At 70.9% G+C, this 24651-nt stretch carries 19 protein-coding genes and 1 tRNA gene; 10 read left to right on the forward strand and 10 right to left on the reverse strand.

The window, feature by feature from the left end:
• Positions 1-279: 279 nt before the first annotated feature.
• Together QM517_RS18680 and QM517_RS12280 are read right to left on the reverse strand one after the other, a co-directional pair.
• Complete coding sequence (locus QM517_RS18680) at positions 280-1464, reverse strand: tyrosine-type recombinase/integrase (RefSeq protein ID WP_283287746.1); 1185 nt, start codon at positions 1462-1464, stop codon at positions 280-282.
• 361 nt (positions 1465-1825) lie between these two features.
• Entirely contained in the window at positions 1826-2032 is a 207-nt protein-coding gene (locus QM517_RS12280) for a helix-turn-helix domain-containing protein (RefSeq protein WP_283287747.1), read from the reverse strand.
• A 45-nt stretch (positions 2033-2077) separates the two neighbouring features.
• Between QM517_RS12280 and QM517_RS12285 the strand changes: the two genes are divergently transcribed.
• Complete coding sequence (locus QM517_RS12285) at positions 2078-2767, forward strand: helix-turn-helix transcriptional regulator (protein WP_283287748.1); 690 nt, start codon at positions 2078-2080, stop codon at positions 2765-2767.
• Entirely contained in the window at positions 2767-3945 is a 1179-nt protein-coding gene (locus QM517_RS12290; protein WP_283287750.1) for a tyrosine-type recombinase/integrase, read from the forward strand. Before QM517_RS12285 ends, QM517_RS12290 begins: the two co-directional genes overlap by 1 nt.
• A gap of 49 nt (positions 3946-3994) precedes the next feature.
• On the opposite strand, the gene QM517_RS12295 is transcribed toward QM517_RS12290, so the two are convergent.
• The 4 genes from QM517_RS12295 to QM517_RS12310 form a co-directional block, all read right to left on the reverse strand.
• Positions 3995-4070 (reverse strand) — tRNA-Met (locus QM517_RS12295).
• 70 nt (positions 4071-4140) lie between these two features.
• Positions 4141-4806, reverse strand: coding sequence for a GntR family transcriptional regulator (locus QM517_RS12300; protein WP_283287753.1), 666 nt, complete (start codon positions 4804-4806; stop codon positions 4141-4143).
• 7 nt (positions 4807-4813) lie between these two features.
• Entirely contained in the window at positions 4814-5719 is a 906-nt protein-coding gene (locus QM517_RS12305) for a DMT family transporter (RefSeq protein ID WP_283287754.1), read from the reverse strand.
• A gap of 32 nt (positions 5720-5751) precedes the next feature.
• Entirely contained in the window at positions 5752-6192 is a 441-nt protein-coding gene (locus tag QM517_RS12310) for a MarR family winged helix-turn-helix transcriptional regulator (protein ID WP_283287756.1), read from the reverse strand.
• Between the two features lie 55 nt (positions 6193-6247).
• On the opposite strand from QM517_RS12310, the gene QM517_RS12315 reads away from it, so the two are divergent.
• Positions 6248-6616, forward strand: coding sequence for a VOC family protein (locus QM517_RS12315; protein WP_283287758.1), 369 nt, complete (start codon positions 6248-6250; stop codon positions 6614-6616).
• A 58-nt stretch (positions 6617-6674) separates the two neighbouring features.
• Positions 6675-7625: a hypothetical protein gene (locus tag QM517_RS12320; protein WP_283287760.1), complete on the forward strand. Its 951-nt coding sequence runs from the start codon at positions 6675-6677 to the stop codon at positions 7623-7625.
• A gap of 3 nt (positions 7626-7628) precedes the next feature.
• Here the strand turns inward: QM517_RS12320 and QM517_RS12325 are convergent, their stop codons facing one another.
• Positions 7629-8036 carry a YccF domain-containing protein gene (locus tag QM517_RS12325; protein WP_077050562.1) on the reverse strand — a complete coding sequence of 136 codons (408 nt, stop codon included), beginning with the start codon at positions 8034-8036 and terminating at the stop codon, positions 7629-7631.
• Positions 8037-8181: 145 nt separating this feature from the next.
• Here QM517_RS12325 and QM517_RS12330 point away from each other — a divergent pair, with 145 nt between their 5' ends.
• The 3 genes from QM517_RS12330 (at position 8182) to QM517_RS12340 (ending at position 15142) form a co-directional block, all read left to right on the forward strand.
• Positions 8182-11511, forward strand: a complete 3330-nt coding sequence (locus QM517_RS12330) for a lamin tail domain-containing protein (protein WP_283287763.1) — start codon at positions 8182-8184, stop codon at positions 11509-11511.
• Between the two features lie 80 nt (positions 11512-11591).
• Positions 11592-14027 (forward strand): ATP-dependent helicase, encoded by a 2436-nt coding sequence (locus tag QM517_RS12335; RefSeq protein ID WP_283287764.1) that lies wholly within the window; start codon positions 11592-11594, stop codon positions 14025-14027.
• A gap of 50 nt (positions 14028-14077) precedes the next feature.
• Entirely contained in the window at positions 14078-15142 is a 1065-nt protein-coding gene (locus QM517_RS12340; protein ID WP_283287766.1) for an SseB family protein, read from the forward strand.
• Positions 15143-15145: 3 nt separating this feature from the next.
• On the opposite strand, the gene QM517_RS12345 is transcribed toward QM517_RS12340, so the two are convergent.
• Together QM517_RS12345 and QM517_RS12350 are read right to left on the reverse strand one after the other, a co-directional pair.
• Entirely contained in the window at positions 15146-15772 is a 627-nt protein-coding gene (locus tag QM517_RS12345; RefSeq protein ID WP_077050558.1) for a DUF1684 domain-containing protein, read from the reverse strand.
• Between the two features lie 17 nt (positions 15773-15789).
• Complete coding sequence (locus QM517_RS12350) at positions 15790-16710, reverse strand: D-alanyl-D-alanine carboxypeptidase family protein (protein WP_283287768.1); 921 nt, start codon at positions 16708-16710, stop codon at positions 15790-15792.
• A 204-nt stretch (positions 16711-16914) separates the two neighbouring features.
• On the opposite strand from QM517_RS12350, the gene QM517_RS12355 reads away from it, so the two are divergent.
• The 3 genes from QM517_RS12355 (at position 16915) to ligD (ending at position 23434) form a co-directional block, all read left to right on the forward strand.
• Entirely contained in the window at positions 16915-20406 is a 3492-nt protein-coding gene (locus QM517_RS12355; RefSeq protein WP_283287770.1) for a carboxypeptidase regulatory-like domain-containing protein, read from the forward strand.
• The gene (locus QM517_RS12360; protein WP_283287771.1) at positions 20403-22277 is read left to right on the forward strand and encodes an O-antigen ligase family protein; all 1875 of its coding nucleotides are present in this window, start codon (positions 20403-20405) and stop codon (positions 22275-22277) included. Before QM517_RS12355 ends, QM517_RS12360 begins: the two co-directional genes overlap by 4 nt.
• Positions 22278-22408: 131 nt before the next feature.
• Complete coding sequence (ligD, locus tag QM517_RS12365; RefSeq protein ID WP_283287773.1) at positions 22409-23434, forward strand: non-homologous end-joining DNA ligase; 1026 nt, start codon at positions 22409-22411, stop codon at positions 23432-23434.
• Between the two features lie 171 nt (positions 23435-23605).
• Here the strand turns inward: ligD and QM517_RS12370 are convergent, their stop codons facing one another.
• A complete protein-coding gene (locus QM517_RS12370; protein ID WP_283287775.1) occupies positions 23606-24649 on the reverse strand; it encodes an ATP-dependent DNA ligase in 1044 nt (347 codons plus the stop codon).
• Positions 24650-24651: the final 2 nt, after the last annotated feature.

A 24651-nucleotide genomic window follows, 5' to 3' on the forward strand; every position in this document is an offset into this window, starting at 1 on the left:
CTCGAGCACCCAGAAACACTCGGTCCACCCCGAGCCGTCGTGCGGGAGCAGATCCGCGCCCTCTCGAGCCGAGGCGAAACGCTGATCGAATCGTTCGCGCATCGCGGCTAGGGCGCCCCGCTCCCACGAGGGCGGCGTCTTCTCGGCCAGCATCAGCAGCTGCCCGTCTCCGCGCGCCGTGAGCTCCCGGATCCGAGCCAGACGGGAGCAACGTCCCACCTTCATCACGCCGTATCGCGGCCAGTAGATGACGTACGTGTACGCGTGTCGCTTCACCGGTCACCCCTTCGCGCTCGAGGTGTGGGTCGACGCGGCGCGGGCGAGGCCGCCGCGGTGCGCGTGCACGGATTCGACGGCGTCACGGAGGGTGTCGTCACTGAGCGCGACATACACCTGCGTCGTGGCCGGCGAGGCGTGCCCGAGCAGCTTCTGCACCGTGAACGTGTCTCGCGTGCCCTCATATGCGAGGGTCGCGAAGCGGTGACGCAGCTGGTGCATCGTCACCCCATGCGGGAGGGCCGCGTTCACGCGCTTGCTCATGTAGTGGGGGCTGATGTGCCCGTTGACCTGGCCCGGGAAGATGAACCCGCTCCCGCGGGCACGCAGCGACCGCGCCAACCGCTCCGGAACCGGCAGCACGCGCTCTCGAGCGCCCTTGCCGAGCACACGCAGCGACCACAGCCCGTCGCGCTCGCGCAGATTGGTTGCATGCAGGCCGGCCACCTCCGCGCAGCGCAGGCCGAGCCCGGATGCTAGCTCGATCGCGAGCCTCACGTCGGGATCGGCGCCCGCGAGCGCCACGGTCACGTCGTCCTCGGCCGCTGGCCGCGGAACCCCTCGACGTGTCGGCATCACGGGCAGTTTCTTCGTCGGGTCTTTCTTCGTCCGCTTCGTATCCTTCGCCCACCGATAGAACCCCGAAATCGCGGACGCCCGCCCGCGCCGCGTCTCGTGCGCCCACGCCTTGCTCCCGAAGTAGTCGAGCAGCACGTCCGTCGTCACGTCCCACGGGCTCACCCGCCCATGCTCACGGGCGAACGCTCGCAACGCCCGCCCTCGCGCGCGGATCGTGCCCGGCATCCGTCCAGTGCCGCGCATCGACCGTTCCCACGCCTGAATATGCGGCTCCCACAGATCGGGCGCGACGAGCGGCTTACACCGCTCCGTCTCGCGAAGCGGATTCACGCGAACGCGGCCGGACTCCTCTGCCCAGCGGAAGAACGCGCGCGCCGAATCGGTCACGTTCCCGTTGGTGAGCTTCGCCATGTTGCGCGAGAGCACCCACCGCTCGAAGTCCTCACGGGTCACAGCCTCGATCTCGAGATCCGTCGACTCGGCGAACAGTCGCATGTGCCGAACGCGCCGCTCGACGGTCGCCTCGCCGATTCCCGCGACCTGCTGCGCGGTCGCGAAGTGATCGATCGCGATGTGCCACCGATCCTCGACGACGAGCGGCCGGTTCACGACGCGCCACCGAGCGGGGAGAGCGTCCAACACTCGGACCAGTGCATCGTCGCCGTGCACGTGGTGCAGGTGAAGTCGCCGTTACGTGCGATGATCCACCTCACTCGGCCGTCGCAGAGGAATGCGACATCGAACCACGAGCACGACGGGCAGACCGCTGTGACGATCCACGCTGCCGGCCCTTCGTGGCCGTAATCGCCGGACGGGTGATTCTTCCCCTCACAGTCCTGTGAGGGTGCGGTGGAATCGATCTCGACCGGGAGCACGCCAAGTCGGCGCGCCTCGTCGTACTCGTCGTCGGCGAATGCCTGCGTCGGGGCGGGCGCAGGTCGCACCACGTCGATGAGACTGTGACCACGCATCACGCGACCGCCGTCCCCTGACGCTCGTTCGACTCGAGCCACCGCACGAGCTCGCGCTTCGAGTAGAGAATGCGTCGTCCGGCCTTGGTGTAGCGAGGGCCGCGGCCCTCGTAGCGCCATTGGCGCAGCGCCGCTTTCGAGACGTGCAGCAACTCTGCCGCGCGGTCGTCGGGCACGTAATCGCTGAGTGCTTCGTCGTCCGTCATGACACTCTCCCATCTGTTGCGTTATGCAACTGTACGCGAGGCTATATGCAACTGATCGAAAGTGCAACAAAACATGAGATAAAGCGACTAAGCTCGCTCAGCATGAAGGTGGGCGACGGAATCGGCGAGCGAGTGGCCGCGCTGCGCGGCAGGCGAAAGATGAGCGCGCAGCGGCTCGCGGATGCATCCGGTGGCAGGATCACCAGGTTCACCATCGCCGCTATCGAGTCCGGCCGTCGCAAGTCGCCGTCGATGGACGAGGTCGCGCTGCTCGCTGCTCTCCTAGGCGTTCCTCCCATCGCGCTCCTGCTGCCGCTAGACCGCCCATACGCCCAGGTGGATGTGTCGCCGGGCTGGTCCCCAACCGTTTCCGAGGTGATGGGATGGTTCTCCGGTGCGCCGCAGGCTCACTTCTCGGACGGCTACGTGGGGAGCGCGCCGCCTGCGCCTGTCGCGCCAGAGGCGATTCCGTACTGGCTCGGGCAGTATGAGCGCGCTCTAGCTGAGATCGGGGGTGTCACGATGCTGGGCGATCAAGGGGTTACGTGGATCGGTGACGGCCCCGCGCCGACCCTCGAGTCGGCGCGGAGCAGGCTCGAACAAGCGAGAAGCGCTCTCGAGTTGATGAGAGTGAGTCTCGATCGCGAAGACGGTCTGGCCGGCGTCGTCGTGCAGGGCTTCCCGATCGAAGCGGAGCCGGACTACCCGAACGATGTCGACGGCGAACCGAACTAATGGGCAGCGTCGAGCCGTACCTCACCGCCGCGGGCAGGCGCTACCGGGTTCGCTGGCGCACGCCGGACCATAAGAGCCGCCAGAAGCGGGGGTTTGAGCGAAAGGCCGACGCAGAGCGATATCTGCGCACAGTCGAGGGCGCGAAGGATCGCGGCGAGTACGTCGATCCGGCCTCGGCGCGCGTCACGGTTGGCGAGCTCGGCCGCGAGTGGCTCCGCGACAAGGAAGCCGCGCTGAAGCCCTCAACATATCGCGCCACGGCCGATGCCTGGCGCGTTTACGTCGAGCCCCGGTGGGGAGCGACGGCTGTCGCGGGCGTGCAGCACAGCGCTGTGCGCGAGTGGGTGCAGCAGCTGTCGGACGGCACCGCTCCCACGGCGCGCAAGGATTCACCACGCGCGGCTGCACAGGCCGGTCGACCGAAGTCCGCCACGGTCGTGCTGCGCGCTCACGGCGTGCTCGCATCCGTTCTCGATATCGCCGTGCGCGACCGTCGTGTGAGCCGCAATGTCGCGCGGGGGCTCGACAACATGCCACGGAAGGTCAGTAAGGCGCACGTGTACCTCACGCACGACGACGTCGATCGACTCGCTCGGCATGCGGGGGAGCACGGCACGCTCGTGCTCACTGCCGCCTACACGGGCCTCCGATGGGGCGAGCTCACAGGCCTGCGCGTGCGCGACGTTGACGCCCTTAATCGACGCCTGTCCGTGCAAGAGAACGCGGTCAAGGTCGGCTCTGAGATCTACGTCGGAACACCCAAGACGCACGCGCGACGCGTGGTGCCGTACCCGGCGTTCCTTGGCCTGCCGATCGCGAAGCTCTGCGAGGGCAAGGGGCGCGACGCCCTCCTGTTCGGCGACGGGCTGGTGCACGTCGTGCGGCCACGCACGAGCGAGTCGTCTCGGTCGTGGTTCTTGACTGCGCTCGAGGCTGCCGGCCTGCCGAGGATGACCATCCACGATCTGCGTCACACGGCCGCATCGCTCTCGATCTCGTCGGGTGCGAACGTCAAAGCCGTGCAGCGGATGCTTGGCCACAAGTCCGCGGCCATGACCCTTGACGTCTACGCCGACCTGTTCGATGAGGATCTCGGTGCCGTCGCCGACGCACTCGATCGGGCTCGATCCGAGGCAGTTGTGGCCATTCCGTGGCCAAATCCGGCCGCTAGGCGCTGACCGAGCCCCGCTATACCGCGGAATTTCAGGCCAAAACGAGCTGATTGAGTGGACGCGACGGCGGGAGTCGAACCCGCCACGCCTTCGGTTATGAGCCGAGGCCCGGGACCGCCCGGATCGCCGCGATGTGCCCCCACGCTAACCCGACCGCACGGCAGCGCCAACGGGCGTTGCGTCCCGTGACGGGATGTGTCGTCACGGGACGCGCCGCCCCTCCAGGATCATCCGCGTGGAGTGCTCCAGGTGCGCGCGGACCGCGTGCTCGGGGTCGGCCAGCGCCGCCTCGACGTAGGCGCGGTGCTCGGTCGTCAACGCGCCGGCGCCGTACGCGGGGCGGACGTGCGTGAGCAGCAGGTGCATCTCGGAATCGAGACGCCGGTACTCCTCGGCGATGCGGGGGGAGTCGGCGGCATCCACGAGGGCCCGGTGCACGCGGGCGTGCGCGGCAAGCGTCGCGGGCCAGTCCCCGGATGCCTCGGCCGCGGCCAGCGCGTCGAGGGCGCTGTCGACGTCGGCGGGCCGGATGCCGCGGTCGCGCACGATCCGCAGGGCTTCGGTCTCGAGGGCGCACCGCAGTTGCTGCAGGGCGACGAGGGCGGCGTCGTCGAGGAGCGACACCCGGACGCCGCGGTACGGCTCCGCGGTGACGAGCCGCTCAGCGGTGAGGGTCGCGAGGGCCGTCCGCGCGGTGTGACGCGAAACGCCGTGGGTCGCGCTCAGCTCCTCCTCGCGGAGCGGTGTGCCCGGGGCGAGCTCGCCCGACAGGATGCCATCGCGCAGCGCGTCCGCGACGACGTCCGCCGTGCGCGGGCCGGGGCCGGGGGGAGTGCCCGCGCCACCTCGCGGTGAGGGCGGGAGCATCGGGGGATCACGCCGGGGCCGTGGCATCCTGAACCTTCTCACGTCGACGGGACGGAGCCGACACGACGGCGAGCCCGACCGCGATGAGCGCGAGGCCGATCGCGCTCACGGCGGTGAGGTTCTCGTGCAGCACGAGGAGCCCGAGGATCGTCGCCCCCAGAGGCTCGGCGAGTGTCAGTGTGGACACGGTCACGGCGGTCAGCCGCGCCAGACCCCACCCGAACAGCAGGTAGGCGACGGCGGTGGTGACGATGCCGAGCCAGAGTGCGAGCGCGAGGCCGTTCGGGGTGAGGAGCCACGACGTTCCGGCCGCGAGCAACACGGGGACGCTCGCGACGGCCGCGGTACCGAAGACGGTTCCCATGACGCGCGTGGAGTCCCACCCCCTCTCGATCAGCGCCTTTCCGCACACCGTATAGAGCGCGTACGACATCCCCGCGCCCGCGGACGCGAGGAGTCCGCCGGGGGCCAGGGCGACAGCGCCGCCGGTCACCCCCGACACCAGGGCGACCCCGGCGAGGGCGACGGCGGTGGCGAGCATCCACCGGCCCGACGGCAGGCGGCGCGAGCGGACGGCATCCACGATCCCCGTCGCGATGGGGGCGGAGCCGAGAGCGACGACCGTGCCGATGGCGACGCCGTTCTCGCGGGTGCCGAGGAAGAACAACGGCTGGTAGGCCAGCACTCCCGCCGCACCGACGGCGATGAGCACCGCCGTCGGACCCTTCGCCGTGCGGGCGCTCGGGCGCGGGCGTCTCCGCAGCAGGGCGATGATCCCGAGGATGCCGCCGCCCACTACGATGCGCGCGGCGCCGACGGCCAGGGGAGAGGCGTCGACGCCGGCGAGCGCCTGCGCCGTGCCGGTCGTGGCGAAGCAGAGCGCGGCGGCGAGGACCGCGAGGGCGGGAAGCATGGAAGGATTGTTACACAATCCGGCGGTACGCGTCAGTCCTCGCGCAGAGCCTGCACCATCGAGCGCAACGCCGCTCGCGCCGTCGCCTGTTCGGCATCCGTCATTCCGCCCAGCATGCGGCGTTCGACCGACCGCACGGCGGCGCTCGCCTCCGCGAGCTCGCGGCGCCCCTTCTCGGTGAGGCGGGTCGGGAGGGTCTTGCCCGAGGGCGCCGTCGCCGGGCGCTCCACCACGCCATCGCGCTCGAGGGATTGCAGAAGGACGTTCATCGACTGACGGGTGACGAACGCGCCGCGAGCGAGATCGGAGTTCGACGAACCGGGGCGTTGGGCGAGGAGCTCGAGGCAGGAGTAGTGCGTGATCGTCATGCCCAGTGGGCGGAGGACGTCTTCCATCGCGGCCCGCAGGGCGCTCGCCGCCTCCTTCAAGAGATAGCCGAGCGAGCTGTCCAGGTTGATCACCTCTTGCGCCATGTCAGTATTCTGACATACGCTCTGTGTCAGAAAACTGACACGAAAGAAGGAACCCATGCCCGTCACCGGCCCCGACTTCCTCTCCCTGCAGGTGCGCGACCTCGATGCCTCCCGCGCGTTCTACGAGCAGTACCTGGGTCTCGTGCGCTCGCCCGCGGGGCCGCCGCACGCGGTGGTGTTCGATACCGCCCCGATCGCGTTCGCCCTTCGCGACCTCGTTCCCGGCACCGACCTCGCCGCCGTCGCGCAGCCGGGTGTCGGCGTCGCGGTGTGGCTTCACGCCACCGACGCCCAGGCGATCCACGATGCGCTCGTCGACGGCGGCCACCGCATCGTCGCCGCACCCGTCGACGGTCCGTTCGGCCGCACCTTCACCTTCGCCGACCCCGACGGCTATCACGTCACGCTTCACGACCGCGCGTGACGCCGGGCCCGGTCGCCGGGCGGCGGAAGCGCCCCGCAACGGCGGGTAACGTGGGTGCATGGCGACGACGGCGGGGCGAGGCATCCTGGCCCTGGGGACCGTCGCCGTGCTCCTCATCATCGGTGTCGTGCTGGCACTGCTGGTCGATCCGTTCACCCGGATGCCGATCGAGGTCGACGGTGCGACCGAGTGGGTCGCCCGCGTGTTGCTGGTCCTCGCGGTGGCGTGGGTCGTGATCGGCATGCTCGCGGCTCGGACGCGGCTCGTCGGACGGCCCGGGGCCGCCGCCGCCCGCGCGACGTGGATCGCGTCGACCCGTCCCTGGCGTGCCCGCGAGTCGACGCTGGGCGTCCTTCCGCTCGACCGCTGGTTCATGATCCTCATCCCCGGTGTCCTGCTCGTGGCGACGCGCATCACCCAGGCGCGCGGCGACGGGGTCGGAAGCGTCGTGCTCGCCGTCGCGGGGTGGCTCGTGTTCGCCCTCGCCGTCCGGCTGCTTCTGGGAACGCGCTCGCCGTGGCCGGTCATCGCCGCGGTCGGCGGCGCCCTCGTGCTGCGCTGCATCGTGACCCTGGCCGCGCTCTCGTTCTCGGGACCGGAGGGCGTGTGGCCCGCGCTCTGGAGCATCGGCGCCGTCCGGGTGCTCTACCTCGCGGTCGTGCTCGGTCTCGTCGGCTGGGTGTTCGTCGTCGCCGGGTGGTCGCTCGAGCCGCAACTGGGTCGGCGCCGCGCGGCGGGAGTCGCCCTCGCGGGGGTGGGGGCCGTGTTCGCGCTGCCCACGGCGACCGCCGCGGCGATCGGTGCGACCGAGGCTCTCCGCGGGTGGAACAGCCAGATCGGGGTGCTGCCGTGGCACCTCGCTCGCGCGACGGGTCTCTACGACACGCGATTCCCCACCGAGGCCCTCATCGTCGCCGCGGTCGTCGCTGCGCTCATGACCGTCGCCGGTATCGTCCTCGCTCTGCCCCTGCAGGCGGAGGAGCGGCGGCGGCGCCCCGCGGCGTCCTGAGGGTCAGCCCGCGAGCGTCCGGTCGAACGGGCCGCCGCGACGGATGTCGCGGACCTCTTTGCCGAGCGGCATCAGCGACACCGGCACGAGCTTGAAGTTCGCGATCCCGAGCGGGATGCCGATGATCGTGATGCACAGCAGAAGTCCGGTGACGATGTGCTCGAGGGCGAGCCACCACCCGGCGAGGATGACCCACACGACGTTCCCGAGGAAGGATCCGACGCCCGCGGTGGGCTTCGCGACGATCTCGCGTCCGAAGGGCCACAGCGCGTAGAAACCGATCCGGAACGACGCGATGCCCCACGGGATCGTGAGGATCAGGATGCAGAGCACGATCCCGGCTGCGAGGTAGCCGAGGAACAGCCAGAACCCCGAGAGGACGAGCCACAGGATGTTGAGGATCAGGCGCATGCTCTCATTCTCTCGTGCTCATCGGCGCATCTCCGGATGCCGATGATCGGTGTCGGACCGACTGTTCACCTCCTGCACACCGTCTAGGACGTTCCGGTCCACCCGTGCGTGGTGCAGTGACAGGACCCGATCCCCGAGGAGTGTCATGTCGACCCTGCGTCGTGCCCTCGCGGCCGCGGCGGCGAGCGCCGTCTGCGCCGCCACCGTCGTCGCTCTGCCCCTGCCGTCGCTCGCCGCCGAGCCCGGTGGCATCCACATCAATGAAGTCGAGTCCAGCGGCGGTACTCCCGGCGACTGGGTGGAGTTCATCAACACGTCATCGTCGCCGATCTCGCTCGCCGGCTACACCTTCAAGGACTCCGACGACACGCACGCGTTCGTCTTCGGCGCCGACGCGTCGGTTCCGGCCGGGGGCGTCTACGTCATCGACGAGAAGGGCGGTGTCGGCAACTTCGACTTCGGCCTCGGCGCCAACGACTCCGCCCGACTGTTCGACGCGAGCGGCGCGCTCGTCGACTCGCGCTCGTGGACGGCGCACGCGGCGACCACCTACGGCTACAACCCGGGCGGCTCACCCGAGTGGACCGAGACCGCCGAGCCCACCAAGGGCGCCGCGAACACCTTCGGAACGTCGACGCCCTCGCCGAGCCCGTCGCCGACGTCGACCCCGACGTCCGGCCCCGCGCCGACTTCGGACGTCGTCGTCAACGAGATCGTCTACGACGCGGTCTCGGGCGTGGCGTCCGACAGCATCGAGCTGTACAACTCCAGCTCCTCCCCGGTCGACATCGGCGGATGGAAGGTCAGCGACGACAAGCGCAGCGAGTTCGGCACGATCGCCGCGGGGACGGTGCTGGCGCCGAAGGCCTTCCTCGTCCTGGTCAACGGGACCGACTTCTCCTTCGGCCTCGGCAAGGGTGACGAGGTCGTGCTCTACGACGCGGCCGGTGCCGTCGTCGACTCGTACGCGTACACCAACACCGCCGCCCTGGCGACCTGGGCCCGCTGCCCCGACGGAACCGGTGCCTGGGCGCCGGCCACCGAGGTGACGCTGGGATCGTCGAACGTCTGCGCCGCACCGACCGTTCCCGCGAGCGTCCGGCTCAACGAGGTCGACTCGCAGCCGGCGGACTGGGTCGAGCTGTACAACCCCGGCGGCACGGCGTTCGACCTCACGGGGTACGAGCTGCGCGACAACTCCGACGACCACCGTTGGACCTTCCTCCCCGGTACCACGCTCTCCGCGGGCGGATTCCTCGTCGTAGACGAGGCCACTGAGGGCCTCGTCGGGGGAGTGCGCACCGCCTTCCGCGACCCGATCGGGATCGGCAGCGCCGACCGCATCCGGCTCTTCGACCCGACCGGCGCCCTCGTCGACGACACGCTGCCCTGGCAGGGCCACGCCGCGATCGACGGCGACGCCGCCGGGGCGACACTCGCCCGCTGCCCCGACGGCGTGGGCGCGTTCGTGCTCGCGCGTCCGACTCCGGGCGCGGCGAACGAGTGCGTCCTCCCCGACGTCGTGATCAACGAGGTCGAGTCCAACGGCGACGCGACGGACTGGGTCGAGATCGTCAACAACGAGTCCGCTCCCGTCGACATCTCGGGCTGGACCCTCGTCGACAACGACCCCGTCGGACACGCCGCCGACACGACCCCGGTGCCCGCCGGCACCGTGCTCGCCCCGGGGGGACGCTTCGTCTTCGACGGTGGCATCCACTTCTCGTTCGGCCTCGGCGGTGCCGACACGGCGACGATCCGGAACGCGTCTGGCCTCACCGTCGTCGAGTACTCGTGGACCGCTCACGCGCAGGGTGTCTACGCGCGCTGCCCCGACGGCGTGGGCGAACTGCGCGACGTCGCCCTGTCGACCAAGGGATTCCCCAACGCCTGCGGCAGCCCCGTGCGCATCAACGAGGTCGAGTCCGACGGCGGATCGTCCGACGACTGGATCGAGCTGGTGAACCCGACCGGCTCGGCGGTGGATGCCGCGGGCCTCGTGCTGAAGGACGACGACGACACGCACATCTACACGCTCCCCGCGGGCTCCACGCTGGCCGCCCACGGCTACCTCGTGGTGGAGCGGGCCGACCTCGGTTTCGGGCTCGGCGGGGCGGACACCGTGCGCCTGTTCGAGGGCGACACGCTCATCGACTCCACGTCCTGGACGGCGCACGCCGCGACCACGTGGGGCCGCTGCCCCGACACCACGGGCGTCTTCGCGGTGACGTTCGCCGTGACCAAGGGCGCCGCCAACGTCTGCGAGGCCCCGGCGGTCGAGTGGCCCGGTGCGCCCGAGACGCGCGTGGTCGACACGGCCCCCACCTTCCTCTCGGACAGCTCGGGCCTGGACAGCCAGGTGACGGCGGACGGCACGTTCCTCTGGGCGGTCGACAACGGCACCGGGACCTTCTGGAAGCTCGCCGTCGCGGCGGACGGTTCGGCCACCCCCGTCACGGGATGGGAGAACGGCAAGCGCGCTCGCTTCCCGAAGGATGCCGGCAACGCCGGGGCAGCGGGGCCGGATGCCGAGGGCATCACGGTCGCCGATGACGGCTTCGTGTACCTCGCGACCGAGCGCGACAACAGCGCGAAGGGCGTGAACCGCAACACCGTGCTCAAGGTCGACCCGAACGCGCCCGGACCCGACGTCGTCGCCAGCCAGGAGTGGGACCTCACGGCATCCCTCCCGGCGGTGGCCGCCAACGTCGGGCTCGAGGCCGTCGAGTGGATCTCGGATGCCGACCTGGAGACGACGCTCGTCGACCGGAACACCGGCGCGCTCTACGACCCCGCGCGTTACCCCGGACACGGCGACGGGCTGTTCTTCACGGCGATGGAGGACAACGGCCACGTGTACGCCTTCGCGTTGAACGCCGACGGCACGCACGTGCTCGTCGCCGAGATCGTGCCCGGTCTCCCGGCCGTCATGGCCCTGGACTGGGACACGGCTCTCGGGATGCTGTGGGCGATGTGCGACGACGGATGCCACGGCGACGGGGTCCAGGTGACGCTCAACGGCACGGACACGCCGGATCTCGTGCGCGTCTCGCGCCCGGCGGGCCTGCCCGACACCAACAACGAGGGCTTCGCCACGCTGCCGGTGGCTCTCGGTGAAGCATCCACGCGGTCCGCGTGGTGGTTCACCGACGGTGTCGCGCAGGGGGCGCTCCGCGTGGGTTCGCTGCCCACCGTCGCGGGCCCGGTGGACCCGACACCCGAGCCCACTCCCACCCCCGAGCCGACTCCGGACTCCACCCCGACGCCGGAGACGACCGCGACCGCGCAGCCGTCGGAGACGTCGTCGGCCGCTCCCTCGGCGTCGTCGTCGCCCGCTGCCTCGACCGGGCAGAAGGCGGACGCGCTGGCGTCGACCGGCGCGGTCACGGCGGTCTGGGCGGCCGTGGCGGGTGGCATCCTGCTGGTGGCCGGGATCGTCCTGGTGGCCGTGCGTCGTCGGCGCGCCGGCGTCTGACCTCCGGGTGCGGTGCCGTCCTTGCGGCGGCACCGCACCGGGGCGGGGTGTCGGAGCCCCCGCCTAGACTTGTCATCGACATGACCGACGCCTCCACCCCCCTCATCGTCGGCGGCTCCGCCCCGGCGGACGCCCGCCCCGACGCCGACCTGCTCGAAGGGTTGAACGGGCCGCAACGCGAGGCCGTGACCTACCGCGGGCAGGCGCTGCTCATCGTGGCGGGAGCCGGGTCGGGCAAGACCAGCGTGCTGACGCGCCGCATCGCGTCGCTGCTGCGGACGCGCGAGGCGTACCCGAGTCAGATCCTCGCGATCACCTTCACCAACAAGGCCGCGGGTGAGATGCGCGAGCGCGTGCACAGCCTCATCGGTCAGCGGGCCGACGGCATGTGGATCTCGACCTTCCACTCGGCGTGCGTGCGCATCCTGCGGCGCGAGGCGCAGCAGTTCGGCTTCACGAAGGCGTTCACGATCTACGACTCGGGCGATTCCCGCGCGCTCATCAAACGCCTCGTCAAAGAGCACGAGGGCGATGCGTTCGGTCTGACTCCCGCCGGCACGCAGAGTCGCATCTCGAAGCTGAAGAACGAGTTGGCGGATGCCGAGTCCTACGCGCGGTCCGCCAACATGAGCGACCCGGCAGAGCGCGTGTTCGTCGAGATCTTCGGCTCGTACCAGCGCGAGCTGCAGCGGGCCAACGCCTTCGACTTCGACGACCTCATCGCCCAGACCGTCTACCTCTTCCGCGCGTTCCCGCAGGTGGCCGACGTCTACCGCAAGCGCTTCCGGCACATCCTGGTCGACGAGTACCAGGACACCAACCACGCCCAGTACGCGCTCATCCACGAGCTGACCCGCCCGCCGGGGAGCGACGCCGAACCCATGTCGGCCGGCGGCGGGATGATGATCTTCGACGCCGAGCCGGAGGCGGAGAGCGGTGCGTCGCTCACCGTGGTCGGTGACTCCGATCAGTCGATCTACGCCTTCCGCGGCGCCGACATCCGCAACATCAGCGAGTTCGAACGCGACTACCCCGGAGCCAAGGTCGTGCTCCTCGAGCAGAACTACCGCTCCACGCAGAACATCCTCTCGGCGGCCAACGCGGTCATCTCGAACAACTTCGACCGCAAAGACAAGAAGCTGTGGACCGATGTCGGAGCCGGTGACCCGATCATCGGGTTCACCGGGTACTCGCAGCACGACGAGGCGCAGTTCGTGGCCGACGAGATCGAGTCGCTGCACCGCAAGGGCGTCGACTACGCCCAGATGGCGGTGTTCTACCGCACCAACTCGCAGTCCCGTGCGCTGGAAGAGATCTTCATCCGCTCCGCCGTGCCCTACAAGATCATGGGCGGCACGAAGTTCTACGAGCGCGCCGAGATCAAGGACGCCCTGGCCTACCTCGTGGCGGTCGCCAACCCGGCCGACTCGATGGCTCTGCGGCGCATCCTGAACCGCCCGCGCCGCGGCATCGGCGATGTGACCGAGACGGCGATCGCGCGCTACGCGGCCGAGCACGACATCACCTTCCGCGACGCCCTCGCCAACTCGGCCCAGCTCGGTGTCGGTCCGAAGCTGCAGAAGGCGATCGATCAGCTGGACGCGGTGCTGAGCGAGGCCACGGCCGTGATGCTCCCGGCATCCGGTGAGCTCGCCCCCTCCACCTCCGTGACCGAGGGGCTCACGCTGCTGCTCAACAAGAGCGGATACTTCGACGCGCTGCGCGCCAGCAAAGACCCGCAAGACGAAGCCCGCCTCGAGAACCTCGACGAGCTCGTCGCGGTGACCCGCGAGTTCGCGCGCAACAACCCCGAGGGCACGATCATCGACTTCCTCACCGAGGTGACGCTCGTGGCGGATGCCGATGACCTCGACGACGCATCCGGCTCGGTCTCGCTCATGACCCTGCACACCGCGAAGGGCCTCGAGTACGACGCGGTCTTCCTCACGGGCGTCGAGGAAGACCTGCTCCCGCACCGCATCTCGGCGAACGAGCCGGGCGGACCGCAGGAGGAGCGGCGCCTGTTCTACGTCGGCATCACCCGCGCCCGCAAGCGCCTCCACGTCTCGCTCGCGATGACCCGCGCTCAGTTCGGCGAGGTCACGGTCGCGATGCCCAGCCGGTTCCTGCAGGAGATCCCCGCCGATCTCATCGACTGGCGCCAGTCGCCCGGCGACGTCAACGGCCGCGGGGGCATGCAGTCGCGCGCGCTGAATGCGCGCGGGCGGCGACCGGGCCAGACCGGCGGCGGCAACCGCTACGGCGACGATCTCGTGCCCCTGCCGAAGCGGGCCCCCGCCGACCCGAGCAAGTTCCCGAACCGCATTCCGGCGAAGGTCCGCGACAACGGCGACATGGAGCTGGCCGCCGGCGATCGCATCCGTCACGACGACTTCGGAGAAGGACGCGTGGATGCCATCACCGGCGAGGGCGCGAAGAGGGTGGCGCACGTGCGCTTCGACACGGTCGGCGCGAAGAAGCTCCTCGTCAAGATCGCGCCGATCTCCAAGCTCTGACGCGTCCGGCGACACGCCGGTCGACGCCCGCCCACGGATAGGCTCGAGCAATGGCACTTTTCTCGCGCCGCAAGAAGTCCGATTCCGATGATGTGTCGGCCGACCGCCCCGACGACGTGATCGAACCGGGCGAGCAGCCCGTCGACCCCGCTGATGCTCCCGCGTCGGAGGCCCCCGCGGCTCCGGTCCCGCAGGTGAACATCTCGACGTCGTCGTTCCGCGGCGTCGGCGCTCCGGTCGATGCGGCGCCCGTCACCGATTCGACGCCGCCGGTCGCCGCGCGGCCCTCGGCGCGCCAGCCGGGCCCGATGGAGGCGCCCGAAGGGCTGGAGTCGATCCCCGGCCTGCGCGACAACGCGCTGCTGGCGATCGCCCTCGCCGAGATCTCCGGACAGTCAGAACCCGCACAGCTCCTCAACGTCGCGCGTCAGCTCCTCCAGGGGCACGTCTTCCTGCGCGTCAAGGGTGATGCCCGCGCACTCCTCGCCGAGGGCAAGGACCTTCCGCTCGCCGTCGCGACGCGCGGCGACGAGCAGCTCGTGCTCGCCTACAGCAGCGGTCGGGCCCTGACCCAGAGCGTCGAGGCCGACGGTGACCGCGACACCTCGGCCATGGGGCAGCCGGTCATGGCGCTCATGCGACACGTCATCGGCGGCCCGTACGCCGGTGTCGTCCTCGATCACAGCTCGGGCGACGCCCGCGCCGTCCTGCCCACGGCGCTCCTGGAACGCATGGTGTCCGAGGCCGACCCCGACCTGCGGATCAAGACGGCGCTCAGCGAGAAGCGCACCGAGTCGACGGCATCCACGATCGTCGACGCGGTCCTCGCGGGGGCGCCGCTGTGGATCGCCGTCGCGCAGTCCGAAGAGGGCGGCCCGGTGGGTGTGGCCGAGTCGCGCACGGCGACCGGCGAGCGGTTCCTCGAGGTGTTCTCGCACCCGCTCGAACTGCTCGCGCTCGGCCGCGGAGATCAGGCCGTGCCGCTGCAGACCGAGCAGCTGGCGAAGGCGCTCGTGGGCGATGACGGTCTCACCGGGCTGCTGGTCGACCCCGCCGGCCCGTGGATCCGGCTGAACCGCGACGACCTCGCCGGGGTGCTGGCACTCGCGGAGTAGTCCTCACACCCCGTAGAGCTCGCCGACCGGCACGGTCACCGGCAGCACGTTGCCGACCGGGGCGAGCGGGCACGCCCACGCGGGGTCGTAAGCGCACGACGGGTTGTACGCGAAGTTGAAGTCGATCACGAGGGTGTCGGGCGCGGTACCGGTGCCGAGATCGGCGCCCTTGATCGTGTCGAGCAGGTAGCGGCCGCCGCCGTAGGTGCCGCCGGGGCGTCCGGCCGACGCGTCGCGCACTGGGACGAACAGCCCGCCGCCGTACGAGGTCAGGCGCCACACGTCGAGCGACCCCGTGTCCGGGAGCTCCACGCGGCCGATGCGCTCGAACCCGACGTCGCCGTCGGTGCCGGTCGTCGCCACGAAGGACGCCTCGTCGGCCTCGAGCAGAGTCGCCTCGAACCGCCAGGCGGCGTCGTACGGCGCCAGCGGCAGCCCCTCGAAGCCGTCCCGCTGTTCGGGAAGCAGGGGAGTGGCCGGGTGCTCGGCGAACAGTGCGTCGCGCTCGATCCGCCACAGCTCGTGCGCGTCTTCGGGGTCATCCGCCTCCCGCACGGCGGCGTAGAGCGCGAAGACGCGGCGCCGCCAGTCGGCGACGTCGAGGGCGGTGCGGGCGGCGCGGGAGGTCATGCTCCGAGCCTATGGCGCTACCCGGCGCCCCGGGCGGAGGCGAGGAGGCGCGCGACGTCGAGGCTGCGCTGCGCCGCTGAGGGAGCGCCCAGGATGACCACGGTGACCCGCGGCCCGCTCGGGTCGTTCGGCTCGAGGGGCGCCGTGATGACCGCGGTGAAGCCTGCGGCGTCAGTGTGGCCCGTCTTGAGCCCGTCGATGCCCATCGCGTTCAGCATGTCGTTCGTGGCCGCGAAGGATCGCCGCGCTCCGCCGTCCGGTGCGGGTAGGGCCTTCGTCCGATCCTGCGCGGCGAGTGCGCGTACGACGGGGGAACCCTCCGCGATCCGAGCAAGATCGAGCAGGTCGGCGGCGGAGGCGCGGTTCTCGGGCGACATGCCCGTGGCGTCCGCGAGCGTGACGGAATCAAGCCCCCGCGCCGACAGCCATGACCGTGCGGCGCTGAGGAAGCGGGTGTCGTCACCGAAGACGTGGCGGGTCAGGCTCAGCGCGTGGTTGTTCGAAGAGGCGACCACCACGAGCTCGAGGAGGTCGTGCTCGGTGAGCACCTCGCCCCCCGACACGGGAAGGGCCTGACCACCCGAGGCGCGCTCCTGCTCGTAGGCGGCGACATCCGCGGCATCCATCGTGAAGGTCGGCCCCGGATCCTCGGCATCCAGCGGGGCGCTCTCCAGCACGACCAGGGCCACGATCAGCTTCGTCAGGCTCGCGATGGGGCGGGTCGTTTCGGCGCCGGGGGAGAGGGCGGTCTGGTCGCCCGCTCCCACCGCCGCCGCTCCGGTCTCCGGCCAGATGATCGGAGGCTCCCCGTTCTCGGACGGCCGTAGAGCGAGGAGCGCCCACGTCCCGCACACCAGCACGAGCGTCGCTCCGAGGGTCAGTGCGGCGATGCCCAGCGAGCGACGCCCCGTCGCGATGCGCCCCCGAGCTCGATCCACGTCGTCATCGTAGGCGGATCGCTCGATGACCTCCGCGCGGGATGGGGCATTGTCCCCATCGTGCGGGGCGATGACCTTCGACACAATCGGGTTCAGCGGGTGGGCCGTCGGTTTGCCACGCACTTCGCGAGCTCTGATTCGCGACGCATCTCTGGGGGGACGATGTTCAACGTCAAACAGCGCTCGACCGCGCGAAGCGCACGCGTGGCGATCGTGGGCGCGCTCGTGGGAATGCTCGCACTCGGGGGCGCTCCGGCCATTGCCGCGACGGACGTCCCGTCGCCCGTGGCGACGTCGGTGGGCAGCGGGTCGATCTCGGGCACGGTCACCGATCCCGCGGCGGCGGCGGTCGCCGGCGCCCAGGTGTCGGTCACGGATGCCGACGGAGGCACGACGGCCGTCGCGACGACCGGTTCGCAGGGCGGGTATACGGTGCCCGATCTCCCCGCCGGCACATACTACGTTTCCGTCGCTGCGCAGGGATCCGACCCCGTGTTCTGGCCGGATGCCACGACCCTGGGCGACGCGCAGACCGTTGAGGTCGCCGAGGCGGCCGCGGTGACGGGAATCGACATCGTGGCCGGCGCGCCGGTGACGATGTCGACGGCGAGCCCCTCCCCGGCAGACGACGCTCCGGAGGTCGCGCCGTCCGCTGGGGCGGCCACTCTGAAGGCAGGAGCGGCGGAGGCCACCTACACGGTGACGGTGCATGTCACCGATGAACGCGGCGTCGCGCAGCAGGGCGCGTACGTGGAACTGGCGGGCGACTCGCACTACTACTGGGGCCAGACCGACGCGTCCGGAAACGCGTCCCTCACCAGTGTGGTGGCAGGTCCGTACGGATTCCGCGTCTATCCGTCCAGTGGTGACCTCGCCGGTGTCTCCTCGTCGCTGGAGGTGACGGGAAACACCACCTCGGAGGTCGTGCTGCAGAAGCCCGGGAGCGTGAGCGGACACGTCACGTCGGCCGGCGGCGGCGACATCGATTTCCGCCTTCTGCGCACCGACGATCTCCAGTACGCCGGATCGTGGCGAAAGGCCAGCGGCGCGTTCACGATCGACCGTGTCGCTCCGGGCACGTACTTCCTGGATGCCGCCCCTGTCGGCGACTCCGAGGCGCCCACTCTCTATCCGGGCGTCTTCGATCCGCGTGACGCCAAGGTCATCACCGTCGAGTCGGGGAAGGCCGTCACCGGGATCGACTTCGCACTTTCTGCGGGCCACAGCATCACGGGAGTGGTGACGGGTGCCCCGGGGTCCTGGGCACAGGTCAATCTCCTCTCCGCTCCGATCGAGTGGAACGGGCGGTCGGTCACGTTGTGGTGGCGACAGGGCTACGCGACGATCGACGAGGACGGGCGCTATACCGCGACCGGACTCGCGGACGGGGACTACACGGTCTCGTCCACCTCATACGGCAGGAACGACGCCGATCCGAGCTGGATGGATGTGTACTACGACGGTTACTACGATGACTCCCCGACCTACTCGGGTGCGACACCCGTCCCCGTCCGGGGCGCCGACGTCCGGGGCATCGACATCGCGCTACGCGGTCACGGCACGGCGTCCGGCGACGTGGGGGCGGAAGGTGGCACGGCCCCGCTGAAGAACACGCTGATCACGGCGTACCGGTGGAACGGCGCCACCTGGGACCAGACGCTCGCGGTCTCGGGGTGGGGCCGTTACAGCCTCGGGTTCCGGATGAGTGACGCCAGCTACGGCCTGCCGGAAGGCACCTACACCGTCGGCTTCTCCGACCCGGATGCCGCCTTCGGCGACGACGGTGTCGACTATCCCTACTGCCCGCAGTACTGGGATGCCAAGACCAGCCTCGGACAGGCGGACCGTTTCGAGGTCGCCGCGGGAAGGAACACGCCCGGGATCGATGCCACGCTGCGGCTGAAGTCCGAGGGGTGCGCGGTGGACGCCATCAGCCCCGGGGCGCCGACCATCGAGGGGACTCCTCGTGTCGGCATCCCGGTCACCGCGAACCCCGGCACGTGGGGTCCGCAGCCGATCCAGCTCGCCTACCAGTGGCGCGCGAACGGTGTCGACATCGACGGCGCCACCGACACCATCTTCACGCCGACCGCGGCTCAGGCAGGGACGAAGCTCACCGTCGCGGTGACCGGCTCGCGCCCCGGATACGACACCGTCACGGTGGTGAGCCCCGAGTCGGCCGTCGTCGCCACGGCTCTCATCACCCCCGGGGCGCCGTCGATATCGGGCACGCCGACCGCCGGGTCGGAGCTCACCGCCGATCCGGGCGCGTGGACGCCGTCGGACGTGGCCCTCGCCTACCAGTGGACCGCGGACGGCACGATCGTGCCGGGCGCGACGGGCTCCACCTTCGTCCCCGGCGACGATGAAGTGGGGAAGCTCGTCGCGGTGAAGGTCACCGGCAGCAAGCCGGGGTACACGACGGCCTCCGCCACGAGTCCCGCGGTCGGCCCGATCGTTGCGGTCCCGCTTCTGGATCTCCAGGTCGGAACTCCTCGCATCGACGGTGAGCCCCGTGTCGGAACGGAACTGACGGCATCCCCCGGCACGTGGGGCCCGCAGCCGGTCAGCCTGACCTACAGCTGGTCGGTGGGCGACACCGTCGTCGCGGGTGCGGACGGCCCGCGGTTCACGCCCGGCCCCGACGCCGTCGGCAAGACCGTCACCGTCACCGTGCGCGGTTCCAAGAGCGGCTACAACCCCGCGACCGCGACCGCGACGGCAGGACCTGTCGAGCCGGGCGTGATCGCCGGGGGATCCGCGACCGTGGTCGGCGACCCGAAGGTCGGCGCGACGCTCACTGCGCAGAGCGGCGGCTGGACGCCCGTCGGCGTCACCCTCGGCTACCAGTGGCTCAGCGACGGCAAGCTCATCGAGGGGGCGACCGGGCAGGCCTTCCAGCCCGACGCGGCCTTCCTCGGCGCAACGATCCAGGTCGAGGTGACCGCTTCGCTCCCCGGGTACACGGATGCCACTGTGGTGTCCGACCCGGTCGGTCCGATCGCTCCGGGTGTGTTGCAGCCGGGCACGCCGGTGCTGTCGGGACCTGCGCTGAGCGGCGTGCCGATCACGGTGGAGCCGGGAGCCTGGGGACCGGAACCGGTCGAGTTCGCTTACCAGTGGTCGGTGGACGGCCAGCCGATCGAGGGCGCGACGGATTCGACCTACACACCCACGACGGACCAGGTGGGCAGTCAGCTGACGGTGACGATCGTCGGCAGCAAGCCCGGCTACACCTCCGTCACCGCGGAGGCGAACGCCGGGACGATCTCGGCATCCATCTCTCTCGACTCCTCGTCGGCTCTGCCCGGTGGCGCGATCGTGGTGACGGGAACCGGCTACGAGCCCGGCGAAACGGTGCGCGTGGAACTTCACTCGGTCGTCAGCCAGCTCGGCACGGCCGTGGCGGATGCCGAGGGGAACTTCCGGTTGCCCACCACCGTGCCGCTGAGCACGGTTCCCGGTGACCATGCCGTGTTCGGGATCGGGGAGAGCAGCGGCCGGGTGGCCCAGGCTCCCATCACCGTCGGATCCCCGTCCTCCACCGGTGGGGGCGGCGCGTCGGCGAGCACCCCGGCCCCGCGGGCGCTCGCGGTCACGGGTACCACGGTGCCGACCGCGCTGGCGGTCGTCGGCATCCTCTTCGTCGTCGGAGGTGGTCTGCTCCTGCGCCGTCCGGCTCGACGCCGCACGTGACGTCCACGAGGGCGGGGCGAAAAGCCCCGCCCCGTCCCGCGCCGCGGCCGGCCCCTCTTCGGAGCGGGTCGGACGCGGCGCGCGGCCGTCTGGCCGCGGCGGCGCTGATCCTGCTCTGGACCGCGCCGATCCTCGTGCTTCCCGGCGTCTACCACCGCTGGGGCTGGCCGACGCTCCTGGCCGCCGTCCTCGCCGTGGGGTGCGCGGTCTGGGTCCGGCCGGCCGGGAGACTGCCGGGCTGGTGGTCGGTGGCGGCCGCCGTCGTCGCGGCCACGCTGGCGGTGCGGGCGCTGTTCGGCGATGCGCCTCTGGCGCAGCTGCTGGGGCGCGCGCCACGATACGAGGGGTTCGTCGAGGCGGCGGTCCTCGTCGCGGCGGTGTGGGCGGGAGCCCGTCTCCTCGGGCCGCGTGCGCCGGTGGCCGCTCACCTCGTGACCGTGCGCACCCTGGCGACCGCTTCCTGCCTGCTGGCCGGAGTCGCCGTCCTGGAGACGATCGGCTGGCGTCCGATCGAGACCGACCTCGAGCGGCCGGGTTCTCTCGCCGGGAATGCCACCGACCAGGGCATCCTCGGGCTGATCTTCGCCGCGTGGCTTCTTCACAACGCCCTCGGGGTGTGGTTGCGGACGCGTCGAACGTCGTGGTGGGCGGTCGTGGGCGGCGCCGCCGGCGTCGTCGCGGTGGTGACCTCCGCCTCCCGCGCTGCACTTCTGGGTCTCGCAGTGGTGGTGATCGTGATCGCCGTGCGGAGCGTGTGGAGCGCGCCCCGCCGGGCCGTGGCGCTCGGGTGGGTGACGGTCGGCGTCGCCGCGGTGGCCGGGCTCGTCGTCGCGCTTCCCTTCACACGGGAACGCGTGTTCGGGGTCGACGGCTTCGCTCGCAAGACCATCGGAGACCGGCTCGTGATCTGGCGAGACGCCCTCGAACTGGTGCAGGCGCATCCGTGGACGGGGGTGGGCATGAACGGATACATGGATGCCATCCCCGCCCACTTCGACGACACCTGGTATTCCACGGTCACGCCGGATCATGTGCTGGACTCCCCGCACAACCTCCTGCTGCAGGCCGGAGTGGTCGCAGGGGTACCGGGGATCGCGCTCGTGCTGCTCGTCGGCATCGCCGTCTCCACCGCGGGGGTCCGCGCCCTGCGCGCAGCCGAAGGGCCTCGCCGGGACGCGGTGCTGGGGGCGCTGACGGTTCTCGCCGGCGCGGGGATCGCGCTGTTGATGAGCCCCACGTCGCCCAAGACCCTTCTCCCGGTCGCGGTCGTCGCGGGCGTCGTCCTCGCGCGTGAGCCGTGGTCGCGCTCAGCGCGGGGCCTCCGAGTGCTCGGGACGGCCGCCGTGGCCACGTGGCTCGTCGCCCTGACGCTGTGGACCGCGGCCGACGGGTTTCTCCTCACCGGGGTCTCTTCGGCGATGAGGGGCGATACCGTTGCGGCCGACGCGGCATTCGACGCTGCCGTGGCACTTCGATCGTGGGATGCCGACATCCCTCTGACGGCCGCGCAGATCACCGGCGGGGCGCTGCAGCAGGGGATGGCGGGTGCCGGTGACAGCGCGAGCCGGTGGAGCGCGGAGGCTGCCGCACGGCTGCCGCGTTCGGCCGCTGCTCGCGAGGCTGCGGGCATGGTCGCATTGCAGCGGGGCGAACTGCTCGTCGCTCGAGAACACCTGCACGAGGCGCGGGTGCTGTCGCCCGCGAACCCGCGGATCTGGCACGAGTCCGGACTGGCGGAACTGGCGGCCGGCGATGCCTCGGCGGCGCGAGATGCGTTCGAGCGGGTGCTGGAGCTGCAGCCGGATCGCACGGAGTCGCGCGCGGCCCTGGCCGAGGCGTGCCGTCAGCTCGGCACTGCCGACTGCGGCTGATCCGGCCCCGGATCACCAGCGTGAGTCGCCAGGATGTGTCGCTTCCGCGCCGTTCGAAGCGACACATCCTGGCGACTCGCGCGATCGGCAACGGGGCAGACACGACGCGCGCGGGCCGTTAGCGTCGGGGCATGGCATCCCCGCGCATCACGCTCACCGTGCCCGGCCCCGACGGCGACCGCGAGATCGGGGTGTCCAACCCCGACCGCGTGCTGTGGCCGGAGGAGGGGATCACCAAGCGCGACCTTGCGGAGTACTTCATCGCCGTCGCCGAGCCGTTCCTGGCCGCGAACGGCGACCGCCCGGTGTCGCTGGAGCGGTTCCCGGACGGCGTCGGCGGCGAGAGCTTCTTCTCGAAGAATCCGCCGAAGGGGGCTCCGTCGTTCGTCGAGGCCGTGACCGTGACGTACAACAGCGGACGGCGGCATCCGCAACTCGTCCTCACCGAGATCGGGACGGCGGTGTGGGCCGCGCAGATGAACACGATCGTGTTCCATCCGTGGGCGTCGCTCGCGAGCGACCCCGACCACCCCGTGGAGCTCCGCATCGATCTCGACCCCCAACCCGGCACCGGGTTCGCCGAAGCGGTCGTCGCCGCGCACGAGCTGCGGACCGTGCTGCGCGAGGCTGGACTCGAGGCGTGGGCGAAGACGAGCGGCAACCGCGGCCTGCACGTGTTCTGCCCCATCGAGCCGACGCACGAGTTCCTCGACGTCCGGCACGCCGTCATCGCCGCGGCTCGCGAGTTGGAGCGACGGATGCCGGATGCCGTCACCACGAACTGGTGGAAAGAGGAGCGCGGCGAGCGGATCTTCGTCGACTTCAACCAGGCCAACCGCGACCGGACGATGGCGGGGGCCTATTCGCCGCGAGCGCTTCCCACCGCGACGGTGTCGACGCCGGTGACCTGGGACGAACTGGATGCCGTCGACCCCACGGCCTTCACGGTCCGCTCGGTGCCGGAGCGGCTGGCATCCATCGGTGATCCGTGGAAGGACTTCGGCGCCGCGCCCGGCCGTATCGACACGTTGCTCGAATGGTGGCAGCGCGATCTCGACGCCGGGCTCGGCGAGCTGCCGTTCCCGCCGGAGTTCCCGAAGATGCCGGGGGAGCCGCCGCGCGTGCAGCCCTCGCGCGCGAAGGCGCCCGCGGAGTAGGGCGTAGCGCTGCCCGGTCGGAGCGACGCGGTCCGGCATGGGCGGCGGGGCGTGCCGAGAACAGGGGATGTCGCGGCCACAGGCTGATCGTGGCGGAATCGGCCTGTTCTGGGTGCGGCGCCTGTTCTGGATGCACCCGGCAGGTGCGGTGGCTCCGGGAATCGCTGTCCGTCAGTCCAGGACGTCGCCCAGGTCGTAGGCGCCGACGGTCTCGAGCTGCTCGAACGTGCACGATGTCGCGTCGCGGTCGGGACGCCAGCGCTCGAACTGGACGGTGTGGCGGAAGCGCATGCCCTCGAGCTGGTCGTACCGCACCTCGAGCACGCGCTCCGGGCGCAGCCGCACGAACGACACGTCCTTCGACGCCGAGAACCGCGAGCGGTCGGTCTCGCCGACGACGGCTTCGCCCTCGGCATCCCGCTCGACGAGGGGCGCGAGTTCGTCGATGAGTTCGAGGCGGCGCTTGTCGGTCCACGCGGAGACGCCGCCGACCCCGTGCAACCGGCCTGCCGCGTCGTACAGCCCGACGAGCAGCGACCCGACGCCCTGACCCGACTTGTGGATGCGGTATCCGAGCGCGACGACGTCGGCCGTGCGGGCGTGCTTGATCTTGAACATCGTGCGCTTGTTCGGCGCGTACGGCTGGGCGAGCGGCTTCGCGACGACGCCGTCGAGTCCGGCACCCTCGAACTCCGCGAGCCACCGGCGCGCGAGGTCGGGATCGTCGGTGGTGCGCGTCACGTGCACGGGGTGCGGCACAGATCCGAGTAGGTCGACGAGCTGCGCCCGGCGTTCGGCGAACGGCGCGTCCTGCAGGTCGCGGTCGCCGCGGGCGAGGAGGTCGAACGCGATGAACATCGCCGGGGTCTCCTCCGACAGGAGCTTCACGCGGGAAGCGGCGGGGTGGATCCGCTGCGACAGCGCCTCCCAGTCGAGGCGCTGTGCGCCGGACTCGCCGCGGGCCACGACGACCTCCCCGTCGAGGAGGCACGGCTCGGGCAGCAGCCGAGCGAACGCCTCGACGAGTTCGGGGAAGTAGCGGGTGAGGGGCTTCGCGCCGCGGCTGCCGATCTCGACGTCGGTGCCGTCCCACGACACCAGCGCGCGGAATCCGTCCCACTTCGGCTCGTACGACAGTCCACCATCGACCTTGCCGGGCTCGGGCACGGCGGGCACGGCCTTCGCGAGCATCGGCGCGGGGATGTCGTACGGCATGG

This window comes from Microbacterium sp. IEGM 1404, assembly GCF_030056775.1.
Lineage (GTDB): Bacteria > Actinomycetota > Actinomycetes > Actinomycetales > Microbacteriaceae > Microbacterium.

Coding starts and splice junctions, on each gene's coding strand:
- QM517_RS12280 (WP_283287747.1), bottom strand. CDS start 2,032: ATGACGGACGACGAAGCACTCAGCGATTACGTGCCCGACGACCGCGCG.
- QM517_RS12285 (WP_283287748.1), top strand. CDS start 2,078: ATGCAACTGATCGAAAGTGCAACAAAACATGAGATAAAGCGACTAAGC.
- QM517_RS12290 (WP_283287750.1), top strand. CDS start 2,767: ATGGGCAGCGTCGAGCCGTACCTCACCGCCGCGGGCAGGCGCTACCGG.
- QM517_RS12300 (WP_283287753.1), bottom strand. CDS start 4,806: ATGCTCCCGCCCTCACCGCGAGGTGGCGCGGGCACTCCCCCCGGCCCC.
- QM517_RS12305 (WP_283287754.1), bottom strand. CDS start 5,719: ATGCTTCCCGCCCTCGCGGTCCTCGCCGCCGCGCTCTGCTTCGCCACG.
- QM517_RS12310 (WP_283287756.1), bottom strand. CDS start 6,192: ATGGCGCAAGAGGTGATCAACCTGGACAGCTCGCTCGGCTATCTCTTG.
- QM517_RS12315 (WP_283287758.1), top strand. CDS start 6,248: ATGCCCGTCACCGGCCCCGACTTCCTCTCCCTGCAGGTGCGCGACCTC.
- QM517_RS12320 (WP_283287760.1), top strand. CDS start 6,675: ATGGCGACGACGGCGGGGCGAGGCATCCTGGCCCTGGGGACCGTCGCC.
- QM517_RS12325 (WP_077050562.1), bottom strand. CDS start 8,036: ATGCGCCTGATCCTCAACATCCTGTGGCTCGTCCTCTCGGGGTTCTGG.
- QM517_RS12330 (WP_283287763.1), top strand. CDS start 8,182: ATGTCGACCCTGCGTCGTGCCCTCGCGGCCGCGGCGGCGAGCGCCGTC.
- QM517_RS12335 (WP_283287764.1), top strand. CDS start 11,592: ATGACCGACGCCTCCACCCCCCTCATCGTCGGCGGCTCCGCCCCGGCG.
- QM517_RS12340 (WP_283287766.1), top strand. CDS start 14,078: ATGGCACTTTTCTCGCGCCGCAAGAAGTCCGATTCCGATGATGTGTCG.
- QM517_RS12345 (WP_077050558.1), bottom strand. CDS start 15,772: ATGACCTCCCGCGCCGCCCGCACCGCCCTCGACGTCGCCGACTGGCGG.
- ligD (WP_283287773.1), top strand. CDS start 22,409: ATGGCATCCCCGCGCATCACGCTCACCGTGCCCGGCCCCGACGGCGAC.
- QM517_RS12370 (WP_283287775.1), bottom strand. CDS start 24,649: ATGCCGTACGACATCCCCGCGCCGATGCTCGCGAAGGCCGTGCCCGCC.